At 69.8% G+C, this 20,798-nt stretch carries 19 protein-coding genes; 11 read left to right on the top strand and 8 right to left on the bottom strand.

Translation table 11 applies throughout. The features are described 5' to 3' along the window. Positions 1-31: 31 nt before the first annotated feature. From CBM2594_RS08860 to CBM2594_RS08835, 6 genes are all read right to left on the bottom strand, one after another. Positions 32-511 (bottom strand): hypothetical protein, encoded by a 480-nt coding sequence (locus tag CBM2594_RS08860; protein ID WP_116356510.1) that lies wholly within the window; start codon positions 509-511, stop codon positions 32-34. A 141-nt stretch (positions 512-652) separates the two neighbouring features. After that, a complete protein-coding gene (locus CBM2594_RS08855) occupies positions 653-1,822 on the bottom strand; it encodes an MFS transporter (RefSeq protein WP_232346632.1) in 1,170 nt (389 codons plus the stop codon). A gap of 288 nt (positions 1,823-2,110) precedes the next feature. Continuing rightward, the gene (locus CBM2594_RS08850; protein ID WP_116356508.1) at positions 2,111-3,100 is read right to left on the bottom strand and encodes a Bug family tripartite tricarboxylate transporter substrate binding protein; all 990 of its coding nucleotides are present in this window, start codon (positions 3,098-3,100) and stop codon (positions 2,111-2,113) included. A gap of 91 nt (positions 3,101-3,191) precedes the next feature. Next, positions 3,192-3,956, bottom strand: coding sequence for a crotonase/enoyl-CoA hydratase family protein (locus CBM2594_RS08845; protein WP_116356507.1), 765 nt, complete (start codon positions 3,954-3,956; stop codon positions 3,192-3,194). A gap of 28 nt (positions 3,957-3,984) precedes the next feature. After that, positions 3,985-4,749 carry an SDR family NAD(P)-dependent oxidoreductase gene (locus CBM2594_RS08840; RefSeq protein ID WP_116356506.1) on the bottom strand — a complete coding sequence of 255 codons (765 nt, stop codon included), beginning with the start codon at positions 4,747-4,749 and terminating at the stop codon, positions 3,985-3,987. Positions 4,750-4,798: 49 nt separating this feature from the next. After that, positions 4,799-5,977 (bottom strand): thiolase family protein, encoded by a 1,179-nt coding sequence (locus CBM2594_RS08835; protein WP_116356505.1) that lies wholly within the window; start codon positions 5,975-5,977, stop codon positions 4,799-4,801. Between the two features lie 214 nt (positions 5,978-6,191). Here CBM2594_RS08835 and CBM2594_RS08830 point away from each other — a divergent pair, with 214 nt between their 5' ends. Continuing rightward, positions 6,192-7,007: an IclR family transcriptional regulator gene (locus CBM2594_RS08830; protein WP_116356504.1), complete on the top strand. Its 816-nt coding sequence runs from the start codon at positions 6,192-6,194 to the stop codon at positions 7,005-7,007. A gap of 15 nt (positions 7,008-7,022) precedes the next feature. On the opposite strand, the gene CBM2594_RS08825 is transcribed toward CBM2594_RS08830, so the two are convergent. Further along, complete coding sequence (locus CBM2594_RS08825; RefSeq protein ID WP_116356503.1) at positions 7,023-7,820, bottom strand: crotonase/enoyl-CoA hydratase family protein; 798 nt, start codon at positions 7,818-7,820, stop codon at positions 7,023-7,025. A 293-nt stretch (positions 7,821-8,113) separates the two neighbouring features. On the opposite strand from CBM2594_RS08825, the gene CBM2594_RS08820 reads away from it, so the two are divergent. The 7 genes from CBM2594_RS08820 (at position 8,114) to CBM2594_RS08790 (ending at position 16,500) form a co-directional block, all read left to right on the top strand. Then, a complete protein-coding gene (locus tag CBM2594_RS08820; protein ID WP_198048116.1) occupies positions 8,114-10,306 on the top strand; it encodes a PQQ-dependent dehydrogenase, methanol/ethanol family in 2,193 nt (730 codons plus the stop codon). Positions 10,307-10,651: 345 nt separating this feature from the next. Next, the gene (locus CBM2594_RS08815) at positions 10,652-13,456 is read left to right on the top strand and encodes a monovalent cation/H+ antiporter subunit A (RefSeq protein WP_116357746.1); all 2,805 of its coding nucleotides are present in this window, start codon (positions 10,652-10,654) and stop codon (positions 13,454-13,456) included. Then, positions 13,456-13,842 (top strand): Na+/H+ antiporter subunit C, encoded by a 387-nt coding sequence (locus CBM2594_RS08810; RefSeq protein WP_116356502.1) that lies wholly within the window; start codon positions 13,456-13,458, stop codon positions 13,840-13,842. The genes CBM2594_RS08815 and CBM2594_RS08810 overlap by 1 nt, the downstream gene beginning before the upstream one ends. Continuing rightward, entirely contained in the window at positions 13,839-15,380 is a 1,542-nt protein-coding gene (locus tag CBM2594_RS08805; RefSeq protein ID WP_116356501.1) for a monovalent cation/H+ antiporter subunit D, read from the top strand. Before CBM2594_RS08810 ends, CBM2594_RS08805 begins: the two co-directional genes overlap by 4 nt. A 3-nt stretch (positions 15,381-15,383) precedes the next feature. Beyond that, complete coding sequence (locus CBM2594_RS08800; RefSeq protein ID WP_116356500.1) at positions 15,384-15,887, top strand: Na+/H+ antiporter subunit E; 504 nt, start codon at positions 15,384-15,386, stop codon at positions 15,885-15,887. Then, positions 15,872-16,144 carry a K+/H+ antiporter subunit F gene (locus tag CBM2594_RS08795; protein ID WP_116356499.1) on the top strand — a complete coding sequence of 91 codons (273 nt, stop codon included), beginning with the start codon at positions 15,872-15,874 and terminating at the stop codon, positions 16,142-16,144. The genes CBM2594_RS08800 and CBM2594_RS08795 overlap by 16 nt, the downstream gene beginning before the upstream one ends. A gap of 11 nt (positions 16,145-16,155) precedes the next feature. Next, the gene (locus CBM2594_RS08790) at positions 16,156-16,500 is read left to right on the top strand and encodes a Na+/H+ antiporter subunit G (RefSeq protein WP_116356498.1); all 345 of its coding nucleotides are present in this window, start codon (positions 16,156-16,158) and stop codon (positions 16,498-16,500) included. A gap of 31 nt (positions 16,501-16,531) precedes the next feature. On the opposite strand, the gene CBM2594_RS08785 is transcribed toward CBM2594_RS08790, so the two are convergent. Beyond that, positions 16,532-17,401 carry a DUF72 domain-containing protein gene (locus tag CBM2594_RS08785; protein WP_116356497.1) on the bottom strand — a complete coding sequence of 290 codons (870 nt, stop codon included), beginning with the start codon at positions 17,399-17,401 and terminating at the stop codon, positions 16,532-16,534. Positions 17,402-17,643: 242 nt separating this feature from the next. On the opposite strand from CBM2594_RS08785, the gene CBM2594_RS08780 reads away from it, so the two are divergent. The 3 genes from CBM2594_RS08780 (at position 17,644) to CBM2594_RS08770 (ending at position 20,725) form a co-directional block, all read left to right on the top strand. After that, a complete protein-coding gene (locus tag CBM2594_RS08780; protein ID WP_116356496.1) occupies positions 17,644-18,438 on the top strand; it encodes a TorF family putative porin in 795 nt (264 codons plus the stop codon). Positions 18,439-18,532: 94 nt separating this feature from the next. Next, positions 18,533-19,354, top strand: a complete 822-nt coding sequence (locus CBM2594_RS08775; protein WP_116356495.1) for a class I SAM-dependent methyltransferase — start codon at positions 18,533-18,535, stop codon at positions 19,352-19,354. Between the two features lie 123 nt (positions 19,355-19,477). Next, positions 19,478-20,725, top strand: a complete 1,248-nt coding sequence (locus CBM2594_RS08770; RefSeq protein ID WP_116356494.1) for an MgtC/SapB family protein — start codon at positions 19,478-19,480, stop codon at positions 20,723-20,725. The last annotated feature ends 73 nt before the right edge of the window (positions 20,726-20,798 follow it).

Raw genomic sequence — 20,798 nt, 5'->3', positions numbered from 1 at the left:
TGCTGCCGCCCGCGCCGGCGCCGCCGCAACCCTAGTCTTCGGCGTCGCGCGAACCGGTGTGGCGCCGCGCCGCCTCGTCCTTGCGGTCGGCCGCCTCGGCCTGTTCCGGGCTCGACGCGACGCCGTACATGCCGTGGCGCGGCGTGCCCGGCGGCAGGTTGCCGAGATCGGTGGGCTGGTAGGGATGCGGGCCCGGCGGCGGCTGCGAGGTGTCGCTGGACGGATGCGCGCGGCCGGTCAGCTTCTCGTCCTGCGTGACGCTGTGGCCGCCGTAGTGGTAGTCGGTCAGCGATCCTTCATGCGCCGGGGCCGACGGTGCCGGCGCGCCAGAGATATCGGTCACGCGTACCGGAATCGACGGATAGACCTGCTGGGCGCCGGCGATCGCCATCTCGGGCGAATCGAACTCGCCGTCGAGCCGCTCGGGCGCGCCGTTGCCGGTGCGCATTTCCAGATGCCAGCGGCCTTGTTCCGGGCCGCACACCAGGATTTCCTGTTCGGTCGAGGTCATGGGGGCCTCCTTGGGTCTGCGTTGCATCTCTGCGCAGACAGGCATGAACCGTTCCAGCTGCGCGGCCCCGCCGTATCGGCCTGGGCGAGCGCCGCGTGACGCCAGATTTACAATGCGCGCCCGTTCTTACCGCCGCCGCGCTCAGGACGTCGCCATCAACGGCGGCCGCGGCCGCGTCGCCACCGCGAAAGCGATCTGCGCCAGCCCCGCCGCGAGCCCGAGCGCCACCCCGGCCTGCCAGGCCACGGTATAGGAACCCAGCGCGTCATAGACCAGCCCGCCGCCGAAGGCGCCGACAAAGCTGCCGATCTGGTGGCTGAAGAACGCCACGCCGCCCAGCATCGCCTGCCAGCGCAGGCCGAAGGTTTCGGCGATCCAGCCCGACACCAGCGGCGCCACGCCCAGCCACAGGAAGCCCATCACCGCGGCGAACACCAGCGTGCTCTGCGGCGTCGGCGCCGACGAGAAGTACCAGACCAGCGCCAGCGAGCGCAGCGTATAGATGCCGCCCAGCAGCATCAGCTTGTTGTAGCGTCCGCCGGCCCAGCCGAAGAAGATGCTGCCCAGCACGTTGAAGCCGCCGATCACGCCCAGCGCCTCGGCGCTGAGCATCGGGTCCATGCCGCAGACGTCGAGGTACGACGGCAGGTGCGTGGTCAGGAAGACCAGCTGCATGCCGCAGACAAAATACGCCAGCGCCATCACCACGAAGGGTGCGTGGCGCAGCGCGGTGCCCAGCGCCTGGCGCGCGTTGTCCTGGCCGATCCCCGCCGGCATCGCCAGCGGCAGCCGGTCGACACGCCCGGCCGACCACGCCGCCGGCAGCATCACCAGCGCCAGCAGCACGAATGCCGCCAGGCCGGTGCGCCAGCCATAGGTCTGCGTCACCATCTGCCCGATCGGCGCCGCCAGCAAGGCGCCCAGCGAGCCCGCGCCCGACACCAGCCCCAGCACCGTGCTGCGCAGCGCCGCCGGCACCGGCCGCGCCGCCACCGCCATCGCCAGCGCGCTGCCGGTGCAGGCCATCGACGCGCCGATGGCCACGCCCGCTCCCAGCGTGACCCCGACCATGCTGTGCGCAGTCGCCAGCAGCACCAGCCCGATCACGTACAGCAGCGAGCCCGCCATCATCAGCGGGCGGAAGCCGATGCGCGTGGCCCAGGCGCCGGCGAGCGGCTGCAGCAGCCCCCACGCCAGGTTCTGCACGGCGATGGCAACGGTGAAGTCCGACACCGAGATGCCGAGGTCGCGCGTCAGCGGCGGCATGAAGATGCCAAGGCTCTGGCGCAGGCCCATGGCCAGGCTGAGCATCACCGAAGCGCCGAGCAGGATCGGCAGGGCCGGGCGCAGGGCGGCGTAGCGGGAAACAGAAGGGGAAGGGACGGAGGAGGGGGGCACGGTGCGTCTCGTCGCGGCGTTGTCGTTATCGTTGTGAGCCCCGGGCGCGTTCCATGTCTGCAATGTCTGGAATTTAAGCGGGCACTGAATATACCGCAGGGTAAGGCGAGCGTATGCCGCGGCGCCCGGCCGTGTCAATTTGGCATTGGGGCGGGCCGCCTTCCGTTTTGGCGAAGGCGGCACGGTGAGGCGCCTGCGGTGTCAGTCCAGGCTGACCTTCGACGCCCGGATGGTCTCGCCCCAGCGCTGGATCTCGCCGCGCACCAGCGCGGCGAACTTCGGCTGCGGCTCGCCGCCGGCGACGCCGCCCATGTCGCGGAAGCGCGCCACCACCTCGGGGTCGCGCAGGGCCTTGCCCAGCGCCTCCTGCAGCGCCGCGGCAACCGCGGGCGGGGTCTTGGCCGGGGCAAAGAAGCCCAGCCAGCCCATCACCACGAAGTCTTTCACGCCGGCCTGCGCCATGGTGGGCACATCAGGCAGCGCCGGCAGGCGCTCGGCGCTGGTCACCGCCAGCGCGCGCAGCTTGCCGGCGCGGATCTGCGGCAGCGCCTGCGTCAGGTTGTCGAACATGAAGGTGGTCTCACCCGCCAGCACGGAAGTGGTGGCCGGCGTCGAGCCCTTGTACGGCACGTGGATGACCTCGGTGCCGGTGCGCAGCCGGAACAGTTCCGCGGTCAGCTGCGTGGTCTGGCCGATGCCGGCCGAGGCATAGGAATACTTGCCCGGCGACTGCTTGAGCTGCGCCACCAGCTCGGCCACGCTGCGCACCGGCGACTGCGCGCCGACCACCAGCACGTTGGCGAACGAGATCAGATCGGTCAGCGGCAGGAAGTCCTGCGGCTGGTAGGACAGCTGCTTGTAGGCGCTGTAGTTGATCGCATGCGAGCCGGTATTGCCGACCAGCAGCGTGTAGCCGTCCGGCGCCGCGCGCATGAAGGCCTGCGTGCCGATGATGCCGCCGCTGCCGGGCTTGTTGTCGACCACCACGGGCTGGCCCAGCATGGCCGACAGCTTTTGCGCGACCAGCCGCGTCGGGATATCGGTGGTGCCGCCGGGCGCGCCGGGCACGATGATGGTGATGGGCCGCTCGGGCCAGGGTGCGGCATGGGCGATGCAGGGCAGCGCCGCGGCCGTGGCCAAGAGCAGGGCTGCGCTGGTCTGGGGCAGCGATGCGGGCAGCTTGGGTGTCATGGGTCTCCTCCATATTGTGGTCTGTGTGCTGCAGGGCGAAGCAAGAACGGCCGGCTTGCGGCCGGCCGTTCTCAGGGCAGGGCGGGCGCTTTCACTTGCCCGTCCACACCGGCTTGCGCTTCTCGGCGAAGGCGGCCGCGCCTTCGCGCGCGTCGGCGGAAGTGAAGACGGGGTCGATCAGGGGCTTTTGCCGCACGAACATTTCCTCGCGGGTCCAGTCGCCGGACTGCGCCACCACCTGCTTGCTGGCGGCAATCGCCAGCGGCCCGTTGGCGCCGACCGCATCGGCCAGCTGCAGCGCGGCGTCGAGCGCGCCGCCGGCATCGGTCAGGCGGTTGACCAGGCCCAGGTCGTAGGCACGCTCGGCCGGCAGCATGTCGCCGGTCAGCGCGTATTCCATCGCCACGTGGTACGGCACGCGGCGCGGCAGGCGGATCAGGCCGCCGGCGGCGGCGGCCAGGCCGCGCTTGACTTCGGGCAGGCCGAACTTGGCCGCGCGCGACGCCACCACCAGGTCGCACGCCAGCACCAGCTCGAAGCCGCCGGCCAGCGCATAGCCCTCGACCGCGGCAATCAGCACCTTGCGCGGCGGCTGCTCGGTCACGCCGCCAAAGCCGCGGCCGGGAATGCTGGGGCGCTTGCCGGCCAGGAAGCCCTTCAGGTCCATGCCGGAGCAGAAGGTGCCGCCGGCGCCCGTCAGCACCGCCAGGCTCAGGTCATCGCGCGCGTCCAGCTCATCCAGCGCGGCGGCGATCGCCGTGGCGGTCTCGAAGTCCATCGCATTGCGGGCCTCGGGACGGTTGATGGTCAGCACCATCACGTTGCCGCGGATTTCCTTCAGCAGCGTATCGCTCATCGGTTGTCTCCTGTGTGGTGGGGCCGGTTCAGCGCGGGGCCATGCGGATGGCGCCGTCCAGGCGGATGGTTTCGCCGTTGAGCATGGGGTTCTCCAGGATGTGCAGCGCGGTCGACGCGTATTCGTCCGGCGCACCCAGGCGCGCCGGGTGCGGCACCATGGCGCCGAGCGAGGCGCGCACGTTCTCGGGCAACTTGGCCAGCAGCGGCGTGTCGAACAGCCCCGGGGCGATGGTGCAGACGCGGATCGCGCGCTGCGCCAGGTCGCGCGCGGCCACCAGTGTCATGCCGACGATGCCGGCCTTGGCCGAGGCATAGGGAATCTGGCCGATCTGGCCTTCATAGGCGGCCACCGACGCGGTCAGCACGCAGGCGCCGCGCTCGCCGTCGACCAGCTCGTTCTTCGCCATGCGCGCGGCGCCCAGGCGCAGCGCGTTGAAGGTACCGATCAGGTTGATGCGCACGATCGACTCGTACTTTTCCAGCGAACCGGGCGAGCCGTCTTTCTCGACCACGCGCACCGGGCCGCCCAGGCCGGCGCAGTGGATCAGCGCGCGCAGCGGGGCGATGGCCTCGGCGGCGTCGTAGACCGCGTTCATCTGGTCGGTGTCGGTGACGTCGGCCTTGAGGAAGCGGACCTTGCCGCCGAACTCGTCGACCACGGCGTTGCCGCGCTCTTCCGACAGGTCGGCGATGACCACGTCGACGCCGCGCTCCACCAGGCGCCGCACGCAGGCCAGGCCCAGCCCGGAAGCGCCGCCGGTGACGACGGCGGACATATTGGTCAGTTTCATGTTGTGTCTCCTTGCTTGGGGATCGGGATGGAGGATCGGGATGGGCTGCTTACAGGCGCTCGATGATGGTGGCGTTGGCCATGCCGCCGGCTTCGCACATCGACTGCAGGCCGTAGCGCTGGCCGCTGTCTTCCAGCGCATGCAGCATGGTGGTCATCAGCCGCACGCCCGAGGCGCCCAGCGGATGGCCCAGCGCAATCGCGCCGCCGCGCGGGTTCAGCTTTGCCGGGTCGGCGCCGAGCGCGCGCTGCCAGGCCAGCGGCACGCAGGCAAAGGCTTCGTTGATTTCGTAATGGTCGATCTGCTCCAGCTTCAGGCCGCTCTTCTTGATGGCGCGCTGGCTGGCGGGGATGGGGGCGGTCAGCATCGCGATCGGATCGTCGCCGCAGACATCGAACGCGACGAAGCGCGCGCGCGGCTTCAAACCCAGGCGCTGCGCCATCGCTTCGCTCATCAGCAGCATGGCGGCGGCGCCGTCGCTGATCTGCGAGGCATTGCCTGCGGTCACGTTCCAGCCGATCTGCGGGAAGCGCGTGCTGAGCTCGTCGTTGCGGAACGATGCCTGCAGCGTGCCCAGCTTCTCCACCGAGGTGCCGGGGCGGATGGTCTCGTCATGCTCGACCACGCCGTTGGGCGTGCTGATGCCCAGGATCTCGCGACGGAACGCGCCGCTTTCGCGCGCCGCGGCGGCCAGTTCGTGCGAGCGGGCCGAGTAGGCGTCCATCTGCCCGCGCGACAGTTCGTATTTGGCCGCCACCAGCTCGGCCGCGACGCCCTGCGATACCAGCCCCGGCGCGTAGCGCGCTTCCATCGACGGGCCATACGGGTTCTGGCCGATGCGCGCCGAGCCCATCGGCACCCGGCTCATCGACTCGATGCCGCAGGCGATGACGATGTCATAGGCGCCGGCCATGATGCCCTGCGCGGCAAAGTGCACCGCCTGCTGGCTCGAGCCGCACTTGCGGTCGATGGTGGTCGCCGGCACGTGCTCGGGGAACCCCGCCGCCAGCCACGCGACGCGGCCCGGGCCGGCGGATTGCTCGCCCGCCTGCGTCACGCAGCCGGTGATGACGTCGTCGACCAGCCCCGGGTCCAGTTTGTTGCGCTCGACCAGGCCCTTGAGCACCTGCGCCAGCAGTTCGGTGGCATGGAGTTCGGTGAAGGCCGAGCCCGGCTTGGAGCGGCCCATCGGGCTGCGGATGGCGTCGACGATGACGGCTTGTTGCATGCGGAGTCTCCTGAGAACTGAGTGATGCGGGTCGTGGCTGGAATATTGAGACGTCTGTACCGAAAAGTGCTCGTCCGATACGATGAATTGGGATTCTGGCGTCAGAAAATAATCATGTAAACGCAAAATCCATGGTTTGACTTTGCAAAACGCGAAGGGCAACATCCGGGTTTTGAGACGCGCGTATCAAAAAACTCCAGATTCAGGCCCGCCGATGACGAATGCTCCACATGCCTCCGTGCCCCCGCCTGCCGCCGATGCCGACGGCGAGGCACGCCTTGTCAGCGCGCTGGCACGCGGCGTTTCCATCCTCAACTGCTTCTCGCCGACGGTGCAGGAGCTGAGCAGCCGCGAGCTGATGGAGCGCACCGGCCTGGCCAAGCCCACGCTGTTCCGGCTGCTCGACACGCTGTGCGAACTGGGCCTGCTGCATTACTCGGAGCGGCTGTCGCGCTATGTGCCGGGCGTCGGGCTGATCAACCTGGCCGCCCCGGCACTGGCGCGCATGACGATCCGCCAGCTGGCGCGGCCGGCGATGCAGGAACTGGCCGACCACATCGCCGGGCAGGTCGAGCTGATCGTCGGCAGCGGCCAGGCGCTGACCTACGTCGAGATCGCGCAGGGCACCGGCAGCCATGTATTCCGGCCCGAGGTCGGCACGCGCGTGTCGATGTCCCGCACCGGCTCTGGCCGCGCCTACCTGCTGCGGCTGGACCCGGCCGAGCGTGAGGCTTACCTCGCCCAGCTGCGCGCCACCGATCCGCCGCGCGCCGACTGGCTGCAGGCGCGCCTGGCCGATGCCGCCGGGGACCTGCAGGAGCATGGCTTCTGCCGCGGCCATCGCGACCTGCACCGCGAGGTGGAATCGGTCGCCGTGCCGTTGCGCACGCGCCGCGACGGCGAGGCCTGGATCTTCGCCGCGTCGGTGCCGGTGTTCAGCCAGCAGAGCAAGCAGCTGGAAACGGACATCGGCCCGCGCCTGGTCAGCCTGGTGCGCAATGTCGAAGGCGCGCTGGGCGTCGCGGGCTAGGGTCGCAGCGACTTTTCAGTTGCCTGTAAACACCGGCGTGCGCTTGTCCAGGAAGGCCTGCACCGCCTCGCGGTGGTCGGCGGTCTGGTGCGACAGCGCCTGGAAGCCGGCCGACAGTTCCAGCAGCGTATCCAGCCGGGTATGCATGGCTTCGCGCATCAGGCGCTTGGCCAGCCGCACCGCGTGCGGCGGATTGGCGGCGATGCGGCCGGCCAGCTCATAGGCGGTGGGCAGCAGCGCCTCGGGCGCGACCACGCGCGATACCAGGTTCCATTCGAGCGCCAGTCGGGCGTCGATCGGCTGGCCGGTGAAGGTCATCTCTGCCGCCCGCGACAGCCCGATCACGCGCGGCAGCAGCCACGCGCCGCCATCGCCGGGGATGATGCCGAGCTTGACGAAGGACTCGGCGAACTGCGCGCGCTCCGACGCGATGCGGATGTCGCACATGCAGGCCAGGTCCAGCCCCGCGCCCATGGCCGCGCCGTTGACCGCGGCGATCACCGGCACCTCCAGGTTGAACAGCGCCAGCGGCAGCCGCTGGATGCCGCAGCGGTAGTCCTGGCGGATCTCCATGCCCGGCACCGTGCCGGAAGCCTGGCGCTCCATGTCCTTGATATTGCCGCCCGACGAGAACGCCGTGCCGGCGCCGGTGATCACCACCGCGCGCACGCTGCGGTCGCCGTGGATGCGCTCGATTGCGGCCAGGAATTCCGCCACCGCGGTGTTGCCGGTGAGCGGGTTGCGCCGCTCCGGCTCGTTCATGGTCAGCGTGACGATGTGGTCCTGCTGTTCGTAGAGAAGGAACTGGCTCATGTCGGTGTCTCCGGATATGGGATGCGGGGGCTCTGTCTTGGCTGCCAAGGCTAAGCGACGGCGGCGGGCAGCGTCCAATATTCATTTCTTGTCCGGCGATATCCGCTGGATATTGGTCGCGGGCCCGGCCGCCGCTCCGGCCGTGCGCGTCGCGCGACGCGATCCGGGTTATCCCTGTACCCATAACGCGGGCGCTCGCCGATGATCGATGGGCCCCGGCCACCGCCCGGCATCGCGCAGTTCCGTAATCCTGCAGTCCCGAATTCCAACAAGAATGCCCTCCAGGAGACGATATGAGCCATGCGTTGAAGCCGGCAACGGATCCCGTTGCCGCCGAAGTTGCGACCGCCGTTGCAACTGCTGCCTCCCGATCCCCCGTCACCAGACGCCGTACCCGGACCCGCGCCGCCGCCTGGCTGGCCGCCGCGCTGGCGCTGGCAACGCAGCTGCTGCCCGCCAGCGCCGCGGCGCCGCGCAATGCGGCGGCGCGCGTCGACGGCGCCTTTATCAGCGCCAATGCCAGCACCAGCCGCGACTGGCCCAGCCATGGCCTGGACTATGCCGAAACCCGCTTCAGCCGGCTCAGGCAGATCGATGCCGCCAATGTGCGCAACCTGGGGCTGGTGTGGAGCTATGACCTGGAGTCGACCCGCGGCGTCGAAGCCACGCCGCTGGTGGTCGACGGCGTGATGTACGTGACCGCGTCGTGGAGCGTGGTGCATGCGCTCGATGCGCGCACCGGCAAGCGGCTCTGGAGCTTCGACCCCAAGGTGGACCGCTCGCTCGGCTATCGCGGCTGCTGCGACGTGGTCAACCGCGGCGTGGCGCTGTACCAGGGCAAGGTGTTCGTCGCCGCCTACGATGGCCGGCTGATCGCGCTGGATGCCGCCAGCGGCCGCAAGCTGTGGGAGAAGGACACCATCGTCGACCGCAAGTATTCGTACACCATCACCGGCGCGCCGCGCGTGTTCAAGGGCAAGGTCATCATCGGCAACGGCGGCGCCGAATATGGCGTGCGCGGCTACATCACCGCCTATGACGCCGGCACCGGCGAGCAGAAGTGGCGCTGGTTCACGGTGCCGGGCGACCCCTCCAGGCCGTTCGAGGATGAGTCGATGGCCGCGGCGGCCAAGACCTGGGACCCCAGCGGCAAGTACTGGGAGGCGGGCGGCGGCGGCACGGCCTGGGACACGCTGGCCTTCGACCCCGAGCTGAACCTGATGTACGTGGGCACCGGCAACGGCGCGCCGTGGTCGCGCAGCAAGCGCAGCCCGGCCGGCGGCGACAACCTCTACCTGGCGTCGATCGTCGCGCTCGATCCCGACACCGGCAAATACGTCTGGCACTACCAGGAGACCCCGGGCGACAACTGGGACTACACCTCGACCCAGCCGATGATCCTGGCCGACCTGAAGCTCGACGGGCAGATGCGCAAGGTCATCCTGCACGCGCCCAAGAACGGCTTCTTCTTCGTCATCGACCGCACCAACGGCAAGTTCATCTCGGCAAAGAACTTTGTCGACGTGAACTGGGCCACCGGCTATGACGCCGATGGCCGCCCCATCGAGCGGCCCGAGGCGCGCGCCACCGACAAGCCTTATGACTCGGTCCCCGGTCCGTACGGCGCGCACAACTGGCATCCGATGTCGTTCAACCCGCAGACCGGGCTGGTCTACCTGCCGGCGCAGAACGTGCCGATCAACCTGATGGACGACAAGACCTGGCAGTTCAATGAAGGCAAGCCCGGCACGCCGCATGGCAACGTCGGCTGGAACACGGCCAAGTTCCTCAACGCCGAGCCGCCGAAGAGCAAGCCCTTCGGCCGGCTGATTGCCTGGGACCCGGTGCAGCAGAAGGCCGCGTGGACGCAGGAGCTGGTGTCGCCGTGGAACGGCGGCACGCTGACCACGGCCGGCAACCTGGTGTTCCAGGGCACCGCGGACGGCCGCTTCGTCGCCTATGACGCGCGCAATGGCGACAAGCTGTGGGAATCGCCGACCGGCACCGGCGTGGTGGCGGCGCCGGTCAGCTTCGAGCTCGACGGCAGGCAGTATGTCTCGGTGGCGGTGGGCTGGGGCGGCGTCTACGGGCAGGCGCAGCGCGCCACCAACCGGCAGGGCCCGGGCACGGTCTACACCTTCGCGCTCGGCGGCAAGGCGCCGCTGCCGGCGTTTGCCGAGTACCGCGCGGGCAAGCTGCTGCAGGGCGTCAAGTATGACCCGGCGCTGGTCAAGGACGGCACCGCGCTGTACGTCAGCAACTGCGTGCTGTGCCACGGCGTGCCCGGCGTGGACCGCGGCGGCAATATCCCCAACCTGGGCTATATCGACGCCGCCTTTATCGAGAACCTGGACAAGGTGGTGTTCAAGGGTCCGGCGATGGCGCGCGGCATGCCGGACTTCACCGGCAAGCTGACGCCGCAGGACGTCGAGAAGATCAAGGCCTTTATCCAGGGCACCGCGGACGCGGTGCGGCCCAAGCCCTGAGCACAGCGCAGGGCCGGGGCTCGGTCCTCGGCGTGGAAGCCAGTCGCCTCGACGATCGGCTTCCACGCACCGCGCATTCAGTTTCCTGGGCGTGGCGATGATTTTTTTGCAAATCGCGCCAACTGACTGGCACAGCCGGCGCAATGCCGGCAGAATCCGGACAGTAGCGGCCGCTATCGTGCGATGTTGCCCGGTATTGTCCGCTGAAGGATTCCCGACCATGACCACCGCCCCGACTCTCCAGCTCCGACCCACCTCCGTCCCTGAAACCCGGCCCGCCATGCGCCGCCAGGCCGGCTGGCACCTGCCGGCCGCGAGCCCGGGCAACGGTTGATGGGGGCGGGCATGGCGCTGCCGCTGCTGATTGCGCTGCCGCTGCTGGCCGCGGCGCTGACGTGGTTGGTCGGCATGCGCGCGCCGCGGCTGCTGGCGCCGGCCATCATCGGCCTGCCGCTGGCCGCGCTGTTGCTGCTGCTGAGCCTGCGCGGCGAGGTCTTCGCACAGCCCGGGCACGCACTCGGCTGGCGCGTGGCGTGGCTGCCCGCGCTCGGGCTGGACCTTTCGCTGCGGCTCGACGGCCTGGCCTTCCTGTTCGCGCTGCTGGTGCTGGGCGTGGGGCTGCTGGTGATCCTGTACGCGCGCTACTACCTGGCGCGCAATGAATCGGCGGTGCGCTTCTTCTGCCTGCTGCTGCTGTTCATGGCGGCGATGCTGGGCGTGGTGCTGGCCGGCAACCTGCTGTTGCTGGTGGTGTTCTGGGAGCTGACCAGCATCCTGTCGTTCCTGCTGATCGGCTTCTGGTCCTGGCGCACCGATGCGCGCCAGGGCGCGCGCATGGCGCTGGCGGTGACCGGCGGCGGCGGGCTGGCGCTGCTGGCGGGGGTGCTGCTGCTGGGCCATATCTGCGGCAGCTTCGAGCTGTCGGTGGTGCTGGCGCAGGCCGGCAAGGTCCAGCACCACCCGCTGTACCTGCCGATGCTGGTGCTGGTGCTGCTGGCGGTGTTCACCAAGTCGGCGCAGTTTCCGTTCAGCTTCTGGCTGCCGCACGCCATGGCCGCGCCCACGCCGGTCTCGGCCTACCTGCACTCGGCCACCATGGTCAAGGCCGGCGTGTTCCTGCTGGCGCGGCTCTATCCGGTGCTGGACGGCACCAACAGCTGGTTCTACCTGGTCAGCATGACCGGGCTGACCACGCTGATCGTCGGCGCCGGCCTGGCGCTGCTGCAGCGCGACCTGAAAGGCCTGCTGGCGTATTCGACCATCAGCCACCTGGGCCTGATCACGCTGCTGTTCGGCCTCGACACCCAGCTCAGCACGGTGGCGGCGATCTTCCACATCATCAACCACGCGGTGTTCAAGGCGTCGCTGTTCATGGCCGCCGGCATCATCGACCATGAAACCGGCACGCGCGACCTGGACCGGCTGCGCGGTCTCGCCCGCTATATGCCGCACACCGCGGTGCTGGCCATCGTGGCGTCGCTGTCGATGGCGGGGGTGCCGCTGTTCAACGGCTTCCTCAGCAAGGAAATGTTCTTCGGCGAGACCCTGGCGCAGGGGCTGCTGGGCGATTTCAACTGGGTCATCCCTGCCGCGGCGACCATGGCCGGGGCGCTGACCATGGCCTATTCGCTGCGCTTTATCTACGGCGTGTTCTTCGGCGGGGGCCGGCCCGATTTGCCCAACTACCCGCCGCACGAGCCGCCGCGCTTCATGAAGGTGCCGGTGGAATTCCTGGTGGTGATCTGCCTGGTGGTCGGGCTGGTGCCGGCCTACACCGTCGGCGACCTGCTGGCGGCGGCGTCGCTGGCAACGCTGCGCGCGCCGCTGCCCGAATACAGCCTGAACCTGTGGCACGGGGTCAACCTGCCGCTGATGATGAGCCTGGTGTCGATGGCGGGCGGCGCGACCCTGTTCTTCCTGCGCCGCGACGCGCTGCGGCGCTGGCAGCAGGCGATCGAGCATATCAGCGCGCGGCGCTCGTTCGAGCATGGCATGCGCGCGCTGGAGCGCTTTGCCGCGGCGGTCACGCGCTGGCTCGAAGACGGCTCGCTGCCGACCTATATCGCCTGGATGCTGCTGGCGATGCTGGCGGTGCCGGCGTATTTCCTGGCCGACCTGGGCACGCTGGCGGGCAGCGTGCCCGGCGGCGCCATCGATCCGATCGGCGCCGCCGCGCTGGCGCTGCTGGCGCTGTGCGCGATCGCGGTGGTGGTGGCGCACCGGCAGCGGCTGCTGGCGCTGGTGCTGCTGAGCGGCTGCGGGCTGATGGTGTCGCTGGCGTTCCTGCGCTTTTCGGCGCCGGACCTGGCGTTGACGCAGATCTCGGTCGAGGTGGTGACGATCCTGCTGCTGGTGCTGGCGCTGTTCTACCTGCCGCGCGAAACCCACGACCGCCCGCGCGCCGGCCGCCGCGTGCGCGATGCCGTGCTGGCGCTGGGCGGCGGCACGCTGCTGGCGGTGGCGGCCTACGCGGTGATGACGCGGCCGTACGACCCGGTGTCGACCTTCTACATCGAGCAGTCGGTGCCGGGCGGCGGCGGGCACAACGTGGTCAACGTGCTGCTGGTGGACTTCCGCGGCTTCGACACGCTGGGCGAGATCTGCGTGCTGCTGGTTGCCGGCCTGGCGGTGCAGGCGCTGCTGAAGGGGATGCGCCTGCCGACGCCGTCGGCGGCGCCGGACGGGCTGCCCTGGACCACCCAGCCGCATCCGCTGCTGCTGGCGATGCTGGCGCGGCTGATGCTGCCGCTGACGCTGCTGGTGGCCGCCTTTATCCTGCTGCGCGGCCACAACCAGCCGGGCGGGGGCTTTATCGCGGCGCTGATCACGTCGGTGGCGCTGCTGCTGCAATACGTCGCCAACGGCGTGCGCTGGACCGAGGCGCGCATCGCTCCGGATTACCGCGCCATCGCCGGCGTCGGCATCCTGGTCGCCGGGCTGACCGGGCTGGGCAGCCTGGCCTTCGGCTACCCGTTCCTGACCACCGCCTTCGGGCACTTCCACCTGCCGGGCATCGGCGAGGTGGAGCTGGCCACGGCCATGATCTTTGACCTGGGAGTGTTCTGCACCGTGACCGGAACCACGCTGGTGATCGTGTCTCACCTGGGCGTGCGCAACCTGCCGCCCGCACAAGCCGCGGAGGAGGACTGATGGCCGCGCTCTACGCCATCGCCATCGGCATCCTGACCGCCGCCGGCATCTACCTGCTGCTGCGCGAGCGCGTGTTCACGGTGGTGCTGGGGCTGACCCTGCTGTCGTATGCGGTCAGCCTGTTCCTGCTCGGCATGGGGCGGCTGTCGATCGGCCGGCCGCCGGTGATTGCGCCCGGGGCCAGCTATGCCGACCCGCTGCCGCAGGCGCTGGTGCTGACCGCCATCGTCATTGCCTTCGGCATGACCGCTTTCGCGGTGGTGCTGGCGCTGCGCTCGCTGGGACTGACCGGCAGCGACCATGTCGATGCCGCCGGCAAGCCCGAGGTGCGCGAGACCCATGCTGCCGAGGGCGGCAGCGCTGGCGTCAGGGAGCCGCACCCATGAACCACGCCGTGCTGCTGCCCATCCTGATTCCCATGTTCGCCGGCGCGCTGCTGACGGCGATGCCGGCCCATCGGCTGCAGGCACAGCGCGTGGCCGGCGCGGTGGCGACGCTGCTGCTGGTGCCGGTGGCCGTGCTGCTACTGCGCCATGCGGCCGGCGGCGACATCACGGTCTACGCCATGGGCAACTGGAGCGCGCCGTTCGGCATCGTGCTGCAGCTGGACCGCACCGGCGCGATGATGCTGGCGCTGACCGCGGTGCTTGCGGTGGCCGCGCTGGCCGCGGCGGGCGACAGCACGCCCCGGCAGGGGCGGCACTTCCACGCGCTGTTCCAGTTCCAGCTGATGGGGCTGAATGGGGCGTTCCTGGCGGGCGACCTGTTCAACCTCTTCGTCTTCTTCGAGATCCTACTGATCGCTTCCTATGCGCTGCTGGTGCACGGGGCGGGGCGCGCGCGCGTCGGCGCCGGCCTGCACTACGTGATCCTGAACCTGGTGGCGTCGTCGTTCTTCCTGGTCGCGATCGGCGTGCTGTACGGGCTGTCGGGCACGCTCAACATGGCGCACCTGGGCCTGCGGCTGGCCGGGCTGCCGGCGCAGGACCTGCCGCTGGCGGTGGCCGCGGGCGCGATGCTGATGCTGGTGTTCGCGCTCAAGGCTGCGCTGTTCCCGCTGTACTTCTGGCTGCCGCGCGCCTACGCCAGCGCGGCGGGACCGGTGGCGGCGCTGTTCGCCATCATGACCAAGGTCGGCATCTACGCGATGCTGCGTTGCGACGCGCTGATCTTCGGCGGCGCGCAGGGGCTGCTGGGGCCGTTCCTGCATGACTGGGTGTTCGCGCTGGCGCTGGCCACGCTGGCGGTCGGCGCGCTGGGCGCGCTGGCCGCCACCGCGCTGCGCAGCATGACCAGCTACCTGGTGGTGGCGTCGGTGGGGCTGCTGGCGGCGTGCGTGTCGATGCAAAGCCAGGCCGGCTGGGCCGCGGCGCTGTACTACCTGCTCAGCACCACGCTGTGCACCGCCGCGCTGTTCCTGCTGGCCGATGCGCTCGAGCCCGAAGCCGCGCGCACCGACGGTACGCCGGTGATCGCCTCGCGGCTGGCGGGGCTGCTGTACCTGGTCGGCGTGATCGCGGCGGTGGGCTTGCCGCCGCTGTCGGGCTTCCTCGGCAAGCTTATGATCCTGCGCGCCACGCCGGCGCCGTGGATGCCGGTGCTGTGGCCCGCGGTGCTGGGCTCCAGCCTGCTGCTGCTGATCGCCGTCTCGCGCACCGGCACGCGGCTGCTGTGGCGCCTGCCGCATGAAGCGCAGCGCGTGGCCGAAGGCGCCGAATACCTGGATGAGGACCACCCCGGCGCGGCGCGCCTGCGGGTGCGCCCGGATGCGCGCAAACTGGCCTGCTGCCTGCTGCTGCTGGCGGGCAACCTGGCGCTGACCGTCGGCGCGCGCCCGGTCAGCGACTACGTCGCGGATGCCGCCGCGCAACTGCTGGACCGCGCCGCCTACCTGCGGGCGGTGCTGCCCGGCGAGCGGGGGTAGGCCATGTTGCGTCGTCTGCTGCCCCATCCCTGGCTGAGCCTGATCCTGATGCTGATGTGGCTGATGCTGGCCCAGAGCATCGCGCCCGGGCACTGGCTGCTGGGTGCGTTGCTGGGCTGGGCCATCGGCCGGCTGGCCGACCGCTGGCTGGTGCTGGGCGCCTTCCGCCTGTCGCGGCCGGACCTGATCTTGCGCCTGAGCTTCCATGTGCTGATCGACATCGTCCGCGCCAACCTGCAGGTGGCCGTGATGGTGCTGGGGCGCACCGCGCGGCTGCGCCCGGCGTTTATCGTGGTCCCGCTCGATGTCGAGCATGAACTGGCGACCACCGCGCTGATCAGCATCGTCTCGCTCAGTCCGGGCACGCTGTGCGCCGAACTGAGCGACGACCGCCGCGCCTTGCTGGTCCATGTGCTGGACCTGGAGGAAGAGGCCGCGCTGGTCGCGCTGATCAAGTCGCGCTATGAAACCCCGCTCAAGGAGATCTTCCAATGCTTGCCATCGTGATTCCGGTCTGCCTGGCAATCCTGGGCCTGGCCTTCCTGCTGACGCTGGGCCGGCTGCTGCGCGGGCCCAGCCTGCCCGACCGCATCGTCGCGCTCGACACGCTCAACATCAACGCCATCGCGCTGATCGTGGTGATCGGCATCAGCCTGGACTCGGCGGTGTTCTTCGAGGCCGCGCTGCTGATCGCGGTGATGGGCTTCGTCGCCACCGTGGCGCTGTCGAAGTACCTGCAGCGCGGCGATATCATCGAATACTAGGAGCCCGGCCCATGCTGCACCCTGTTGCCGAATTCATCGTCTGCGCGCTGCTGCTGGTGGGCAGCGCGTTCATGCTGGTCGGGGCCATCGGCCTGTTCCGGCTGCCGGATTTCTTTATGCGCCTGCATGGGCCGACCAAGTCGACCACGCTCGGCGTGGGCGGCGTGGTGCTCGCGTCGGTGGCGTACTTCAGCTTCCGCGGCGACGCCAGCCTGCATGAACTGCTGGTGACCGCCTTCCTGTTCCTGACCGCGCCGATCAGCGCCCACATGCTGGCCAAGGCCGCGCTGCAGCGGCAGTTGCCGGTGGATCCGCGCACGCGCGGCAGCGGCTGGATGCCGCGCATCCGGGATTAAGGGCAAGCCGGCGCTGGCGCGGTCCGGCCGCCTATTTCTCCTCGATGCGCGCGCGCAGCCGTTGCGCGTCGAAGGGCGCCTTGACCTTCTTGTCGTTATCGAAATAACAGTAGATGTCCCGATGCGCGGCGGCGCGGGGCCGCTTCGGCGAGATCCGCTGCGCATCGGCCGGCTCCTGTCCGTTGGCCCACCTGACCAGCCGCGCGGCCCAGCGGTCCAGCGCGGCATCGGAATAGGCGCCGCCATACAGCGTCTGCGTACCATGCAGGCGCAGGTACAGGAAGTTGCTGGTGACATCCTCCGCATAAGGCCAGTCGGCGACGGCGTCGGAGATCACCAGCGCTACCCGGTGCCGGCGCAACAGGGCAGGGAACTCCGGCGTGCAGAAGCTGGCGTGGCGGATTTCCACCGCATGCCGGATCGGGCGCCGGCGCCGGGTCTCGAGCCACGGCTCGCCGACCTTGCGGTTGTGCTGCCGCGCCAGCTCGCGGGCACTGTGCGTATCGTGCGGGATCAGCGACAGGAAACGTTCCATGCGCTCCGGGTCGAAGGCAAAGTTGGGCGGAAACTGCCACAGCACCGGCCCCAGTTTTTCCTCCAGCGCCAGCACGCCGGACGCAAAGAAATTGGCCATCGCAGGCAGTGACGAGTCGTCGCGAAAGCGCAGCATGTGGGTCAGATAGCGCGGCCCCTTGACGCTGAAGACGAAGCCCGGCGGTGTGGCCGCGTGCCAGGCGCGATAGCTTTTCGGCGTCTGCAGCGCGTAGTGCGAGCCGTTGATCTCGATGGTCTCGACCGCGCGCGACGCGTATTCGAGCTCGCGCCGCTGCGCCAGCCCGTCGGGATAGAACACGCCGCGCCAGCCGGCATAGCGCCAGCCTGAGATGCCGATCCGGATCATCGCCTGCCCTGGTCTGTACTTTTTGCAACCGGCGGCCCCGCGGTTCATGCCATTGACACCAAAGTTTCGTCGCAGGAGCCTGTCGAGGCCATTTCCGCAAGATTCGGGCCTTGCGCAGACATCCCGCCTTTACCGCATTTCAATACCGGCCCGGCGTCTCTTGACGCCGTTTTTATGTCGAAGTCCATATCGTGGCGGGGCCGTCCGGATCCGGACGTTCTCTCAATCCGCCAACTTCGACCATGAACCTGCTTCACATCCGCGCCGGCCGCCACGCAACGCTGGCCGCGCTTGGCGCTACCCTGTGGCTGGCCAACACCACGCCGGCCCTGGCTCAAGCCACCTCCGACAGCGCGGCCGCCAACCCGGCCCACACCTTCAGCGCCAACCTCGCACTGGCCAGCGACTACCGCTACCGCGGCCTGGCGCAAAGCAACGGCCGCCCCGCGATCCAGGGCGGCTTCGACTACAGCCATGCCAGCGGCTTCTACCTGGGCAACTGGAATTCCAGCATCAGCTGGCTGGGCGACAGCCACCCGGACGTGTCCGCGCCCATCGAGATGGACTTCTACGGCGGCTACCGCCATGCATTTGGCGACAGCGGCTGGAGCACCGACATCGGCGTGCTGCAGTACTACTATCCGGGCAGCTATCCCGACCGCTACACCAGCCCGGACACCACCGAGCTGTACGCGGGGGTCGGCTACGGGCCGGTGACGCTGAAATATTCCTACGCGCCGACCAACCTGTTCGGGCTCGCCGACAGCCGCCACAGCTGGTATGCCGACCTGTCGGCCAACGTTCCGCTCGGGTTCTGGGGCCTGACGCTCAACGCGCATGTCGGCTACCAGAAAGTGCAGGTGGCCGATGCCTCGTACGCCGACTGGAAGCTTGGCCTGACCAAAGACCTGGGCCACGGTTTCGCGCTGGCGCTGGCGTATATCGATACCAATGCCGAGCGCGCGGTGTACACCAGCGCGAAAGGACGCTACCTTGGCCGCGCCACCGTCTGGGGATCGCTGAGCAAGACGTTCTAGCGGGCGCGGTTTACATCGGTCGCGATGTGTCCTACACCCAGTCAGGCGAGCCCGGCGACTTTGCGGCCGGGCCGGGCACGGGGAGGAGGGCGCCATGGGCACGCAACACCAGGACAAAGTCTTTGCGGGGGCGATCCCCGAGATCTATGAGGCCCTGATGGTGCCGATGATCTTTGCGCCCTATGCCGCCGACCTGGCGCGGCGCATCGCCGCGCTGCGGCCGCGCCGGGTGCTGGAACTGGCCGCCGGCACCGGCGCGCTGACCCGCGAGCTGGCCGGGCGCCTGCCGGCGGACACCCTGGTGGTCGCCACCGACCTCAACGCCCCCATGCTGGCGCGCGCGCAAGCCGCGGGCACGGCGCGCCCGGTGCAATGGCGCGAGGCCGACGCCATGCAACTGCCGTTCGACGACGCCAGCTTCGACCTGGTGGCCTGCCAGTTCGGCGCGATGTTCTTCCCCGACAAGGGCAGGGCCTTCGCCGAGGCCCGCCGCGTGCTGGTGCCGGGCGGCACGCTGGTGTTCAACGTCTGGGACCGGATCGCGTTCAACGCCTTTGCGCGCGATATCAACGCGGCGCTGGCCGCGCTGTTCCCCGACGCGCCGCCCGATTTCATGGTCCGCATCCCGCACGGTTACCACAGCCAGGCGGCCATCGAGCAAGACCTGCGCGCGGCCGGATTCACCGCCGGCGCGGTGTTCGAGACCGTTGCCGAAACCAGCCGCGCCGCCGCCGCGCGCATCCCCGCCACCGCGTTCTGCCAGGGCACGCCGCTGCGCACCGAGCTGGAGGCGCGCGGGCCCGACGCCTTGTCGCGCGCGACCGCGCACTGCGAGCAGGCCTTGATCCAGGCCTACGGTACCGGGCCGGTGGCCGGCCCGATGCAGGCGCACGTGGTCATGGTCGCCGCGCCCTGAAGCCGGGTCCTGGCCCTGCACCAGCCGCCCGCCGGCGGGGGTGCGCAAATCGCCGCCTGCGCCGATACTGTCGTCACCGACATCCGCCGCGCTTCACGACGACCGCAAACTCGGGCATATGGCATGGACCCCTTGATCATTTCCGCATCGGTGGCATTGGGCATCGGACTGGCGATCGGGCTGGAGCGCGAACGCAGCCAGGCGGCCGACGGCGGCAGCGAAGCGCCGGCCGGGCTGCGCACCTTCGCGCTGGCGAGCCTGTCCGGCGTGGCCAGCGCGATGCTGTCGTCGGCGCTGGTGCTGCCGGTGATGCTGCTGGGCGCGGCCCTGCTGACGGCGGTGAGCTACCACCGCTCGGCCGGCCGCGACAGCGGCCTGACCACCGAATTCGCGCTGCTGCTGACCTTGCTGCTGGGGGCGCTGGCGGCCAGCCATCCGGCGCTGGCGGCGGCGCTGGCGACGGTGGTGGTGCTGCTGCTGCATGGCAAGTCCTTCCTGCACCACCTGGCCCGCCGCGTGGTCACGCGCGAGGAACTGAGCGAGGCGCTGATCCTCGCCACCGCCGCGCTGGTCGTCTGGCCGCTGCTGCCGGACCGCTACCTGGGCCCGCTCGACGCGTGGAACCCGCATGCGATCTGGCTGGTGGTGCTGCTGGTGCTGCTGGCCGGCGCGGTCGGGCACGTCTGCGCGCGCCTGTTCGGCGAGCGCCTGGGGCTGCCGATCTCGGGCCTGTTCGGCGGCTTCGTCTCCAGCACCGCCACCGTTGCCGCGATGGCGGTGCTGTCGCGCCAGAGCGAGGCGCGCATCCACGGTCCGGTGGCGGCGGCCTTGCTGTCGAGCGTCGCCACCTACGTGCAGATGATGGTGTTGCTGGGCGCCACCAGCGTGCCTGCGCTGGCGGCGCTGGCGCTGCCGCTGGCCGTGGGGCTGGCAGTGATCGCGGCCTTCGGCGGCATCTGGCTGTGGCGCTCCTGGCATGAGGCCCGCGGCGGCACCGAGGGCCTGCCTGGCGGCGGCATCTTCGACTGGCGCGGCGCGGCGGTGTTCGCGCTGCTGTTTGCGGTGCTGCAACTGGTGGGTGCGGCCACGCAGGCATGGGCCGGCAACGAAGGGCTGCTGGCGCTGTCGGTGGGCGCCGGCTTTGCCGACGCGCATGCCGCGGCCACCTCGATCGGCGCCATGGTCGGCGCCGGCAAGCTTGAGCCACCGGCCGCGGTCTGGCCGGTGCTCGGGGCGTTGACCGCCAATACCGTCAGCAAGATCGTCGCGTCGACGGCGGGCGGCGCGCGCTTTGCGGTGCCGGTGGCGCTGGGGCTGGTGCTGTCGACCGGTGCGGCCTGGGCGGCGGCATGGCTGCTGCGGCTGGCCTGAAGCGGGCCTCGTCCCTCGTATAAGACCGCGGCGCCGGCTTGCAAATTCTGCAACGCTGCAGCAGCGCTTGCAG

Origin of the sequence: Cupriavidus taiwanensis, assembly GCF_900249755.1 — a bacterium.
GTDB lineage: Bacteria > Pseudomonadota > Gammaproteobacteria > Burkholderiales > Burkholderiaceae > Cupriavidus > Cupriavidus taiwanensis_D.
Note: the sequence above shows the minus strand (reverse complement) of the source record. Positions and strands in the feature narration are given on the sequence as shown.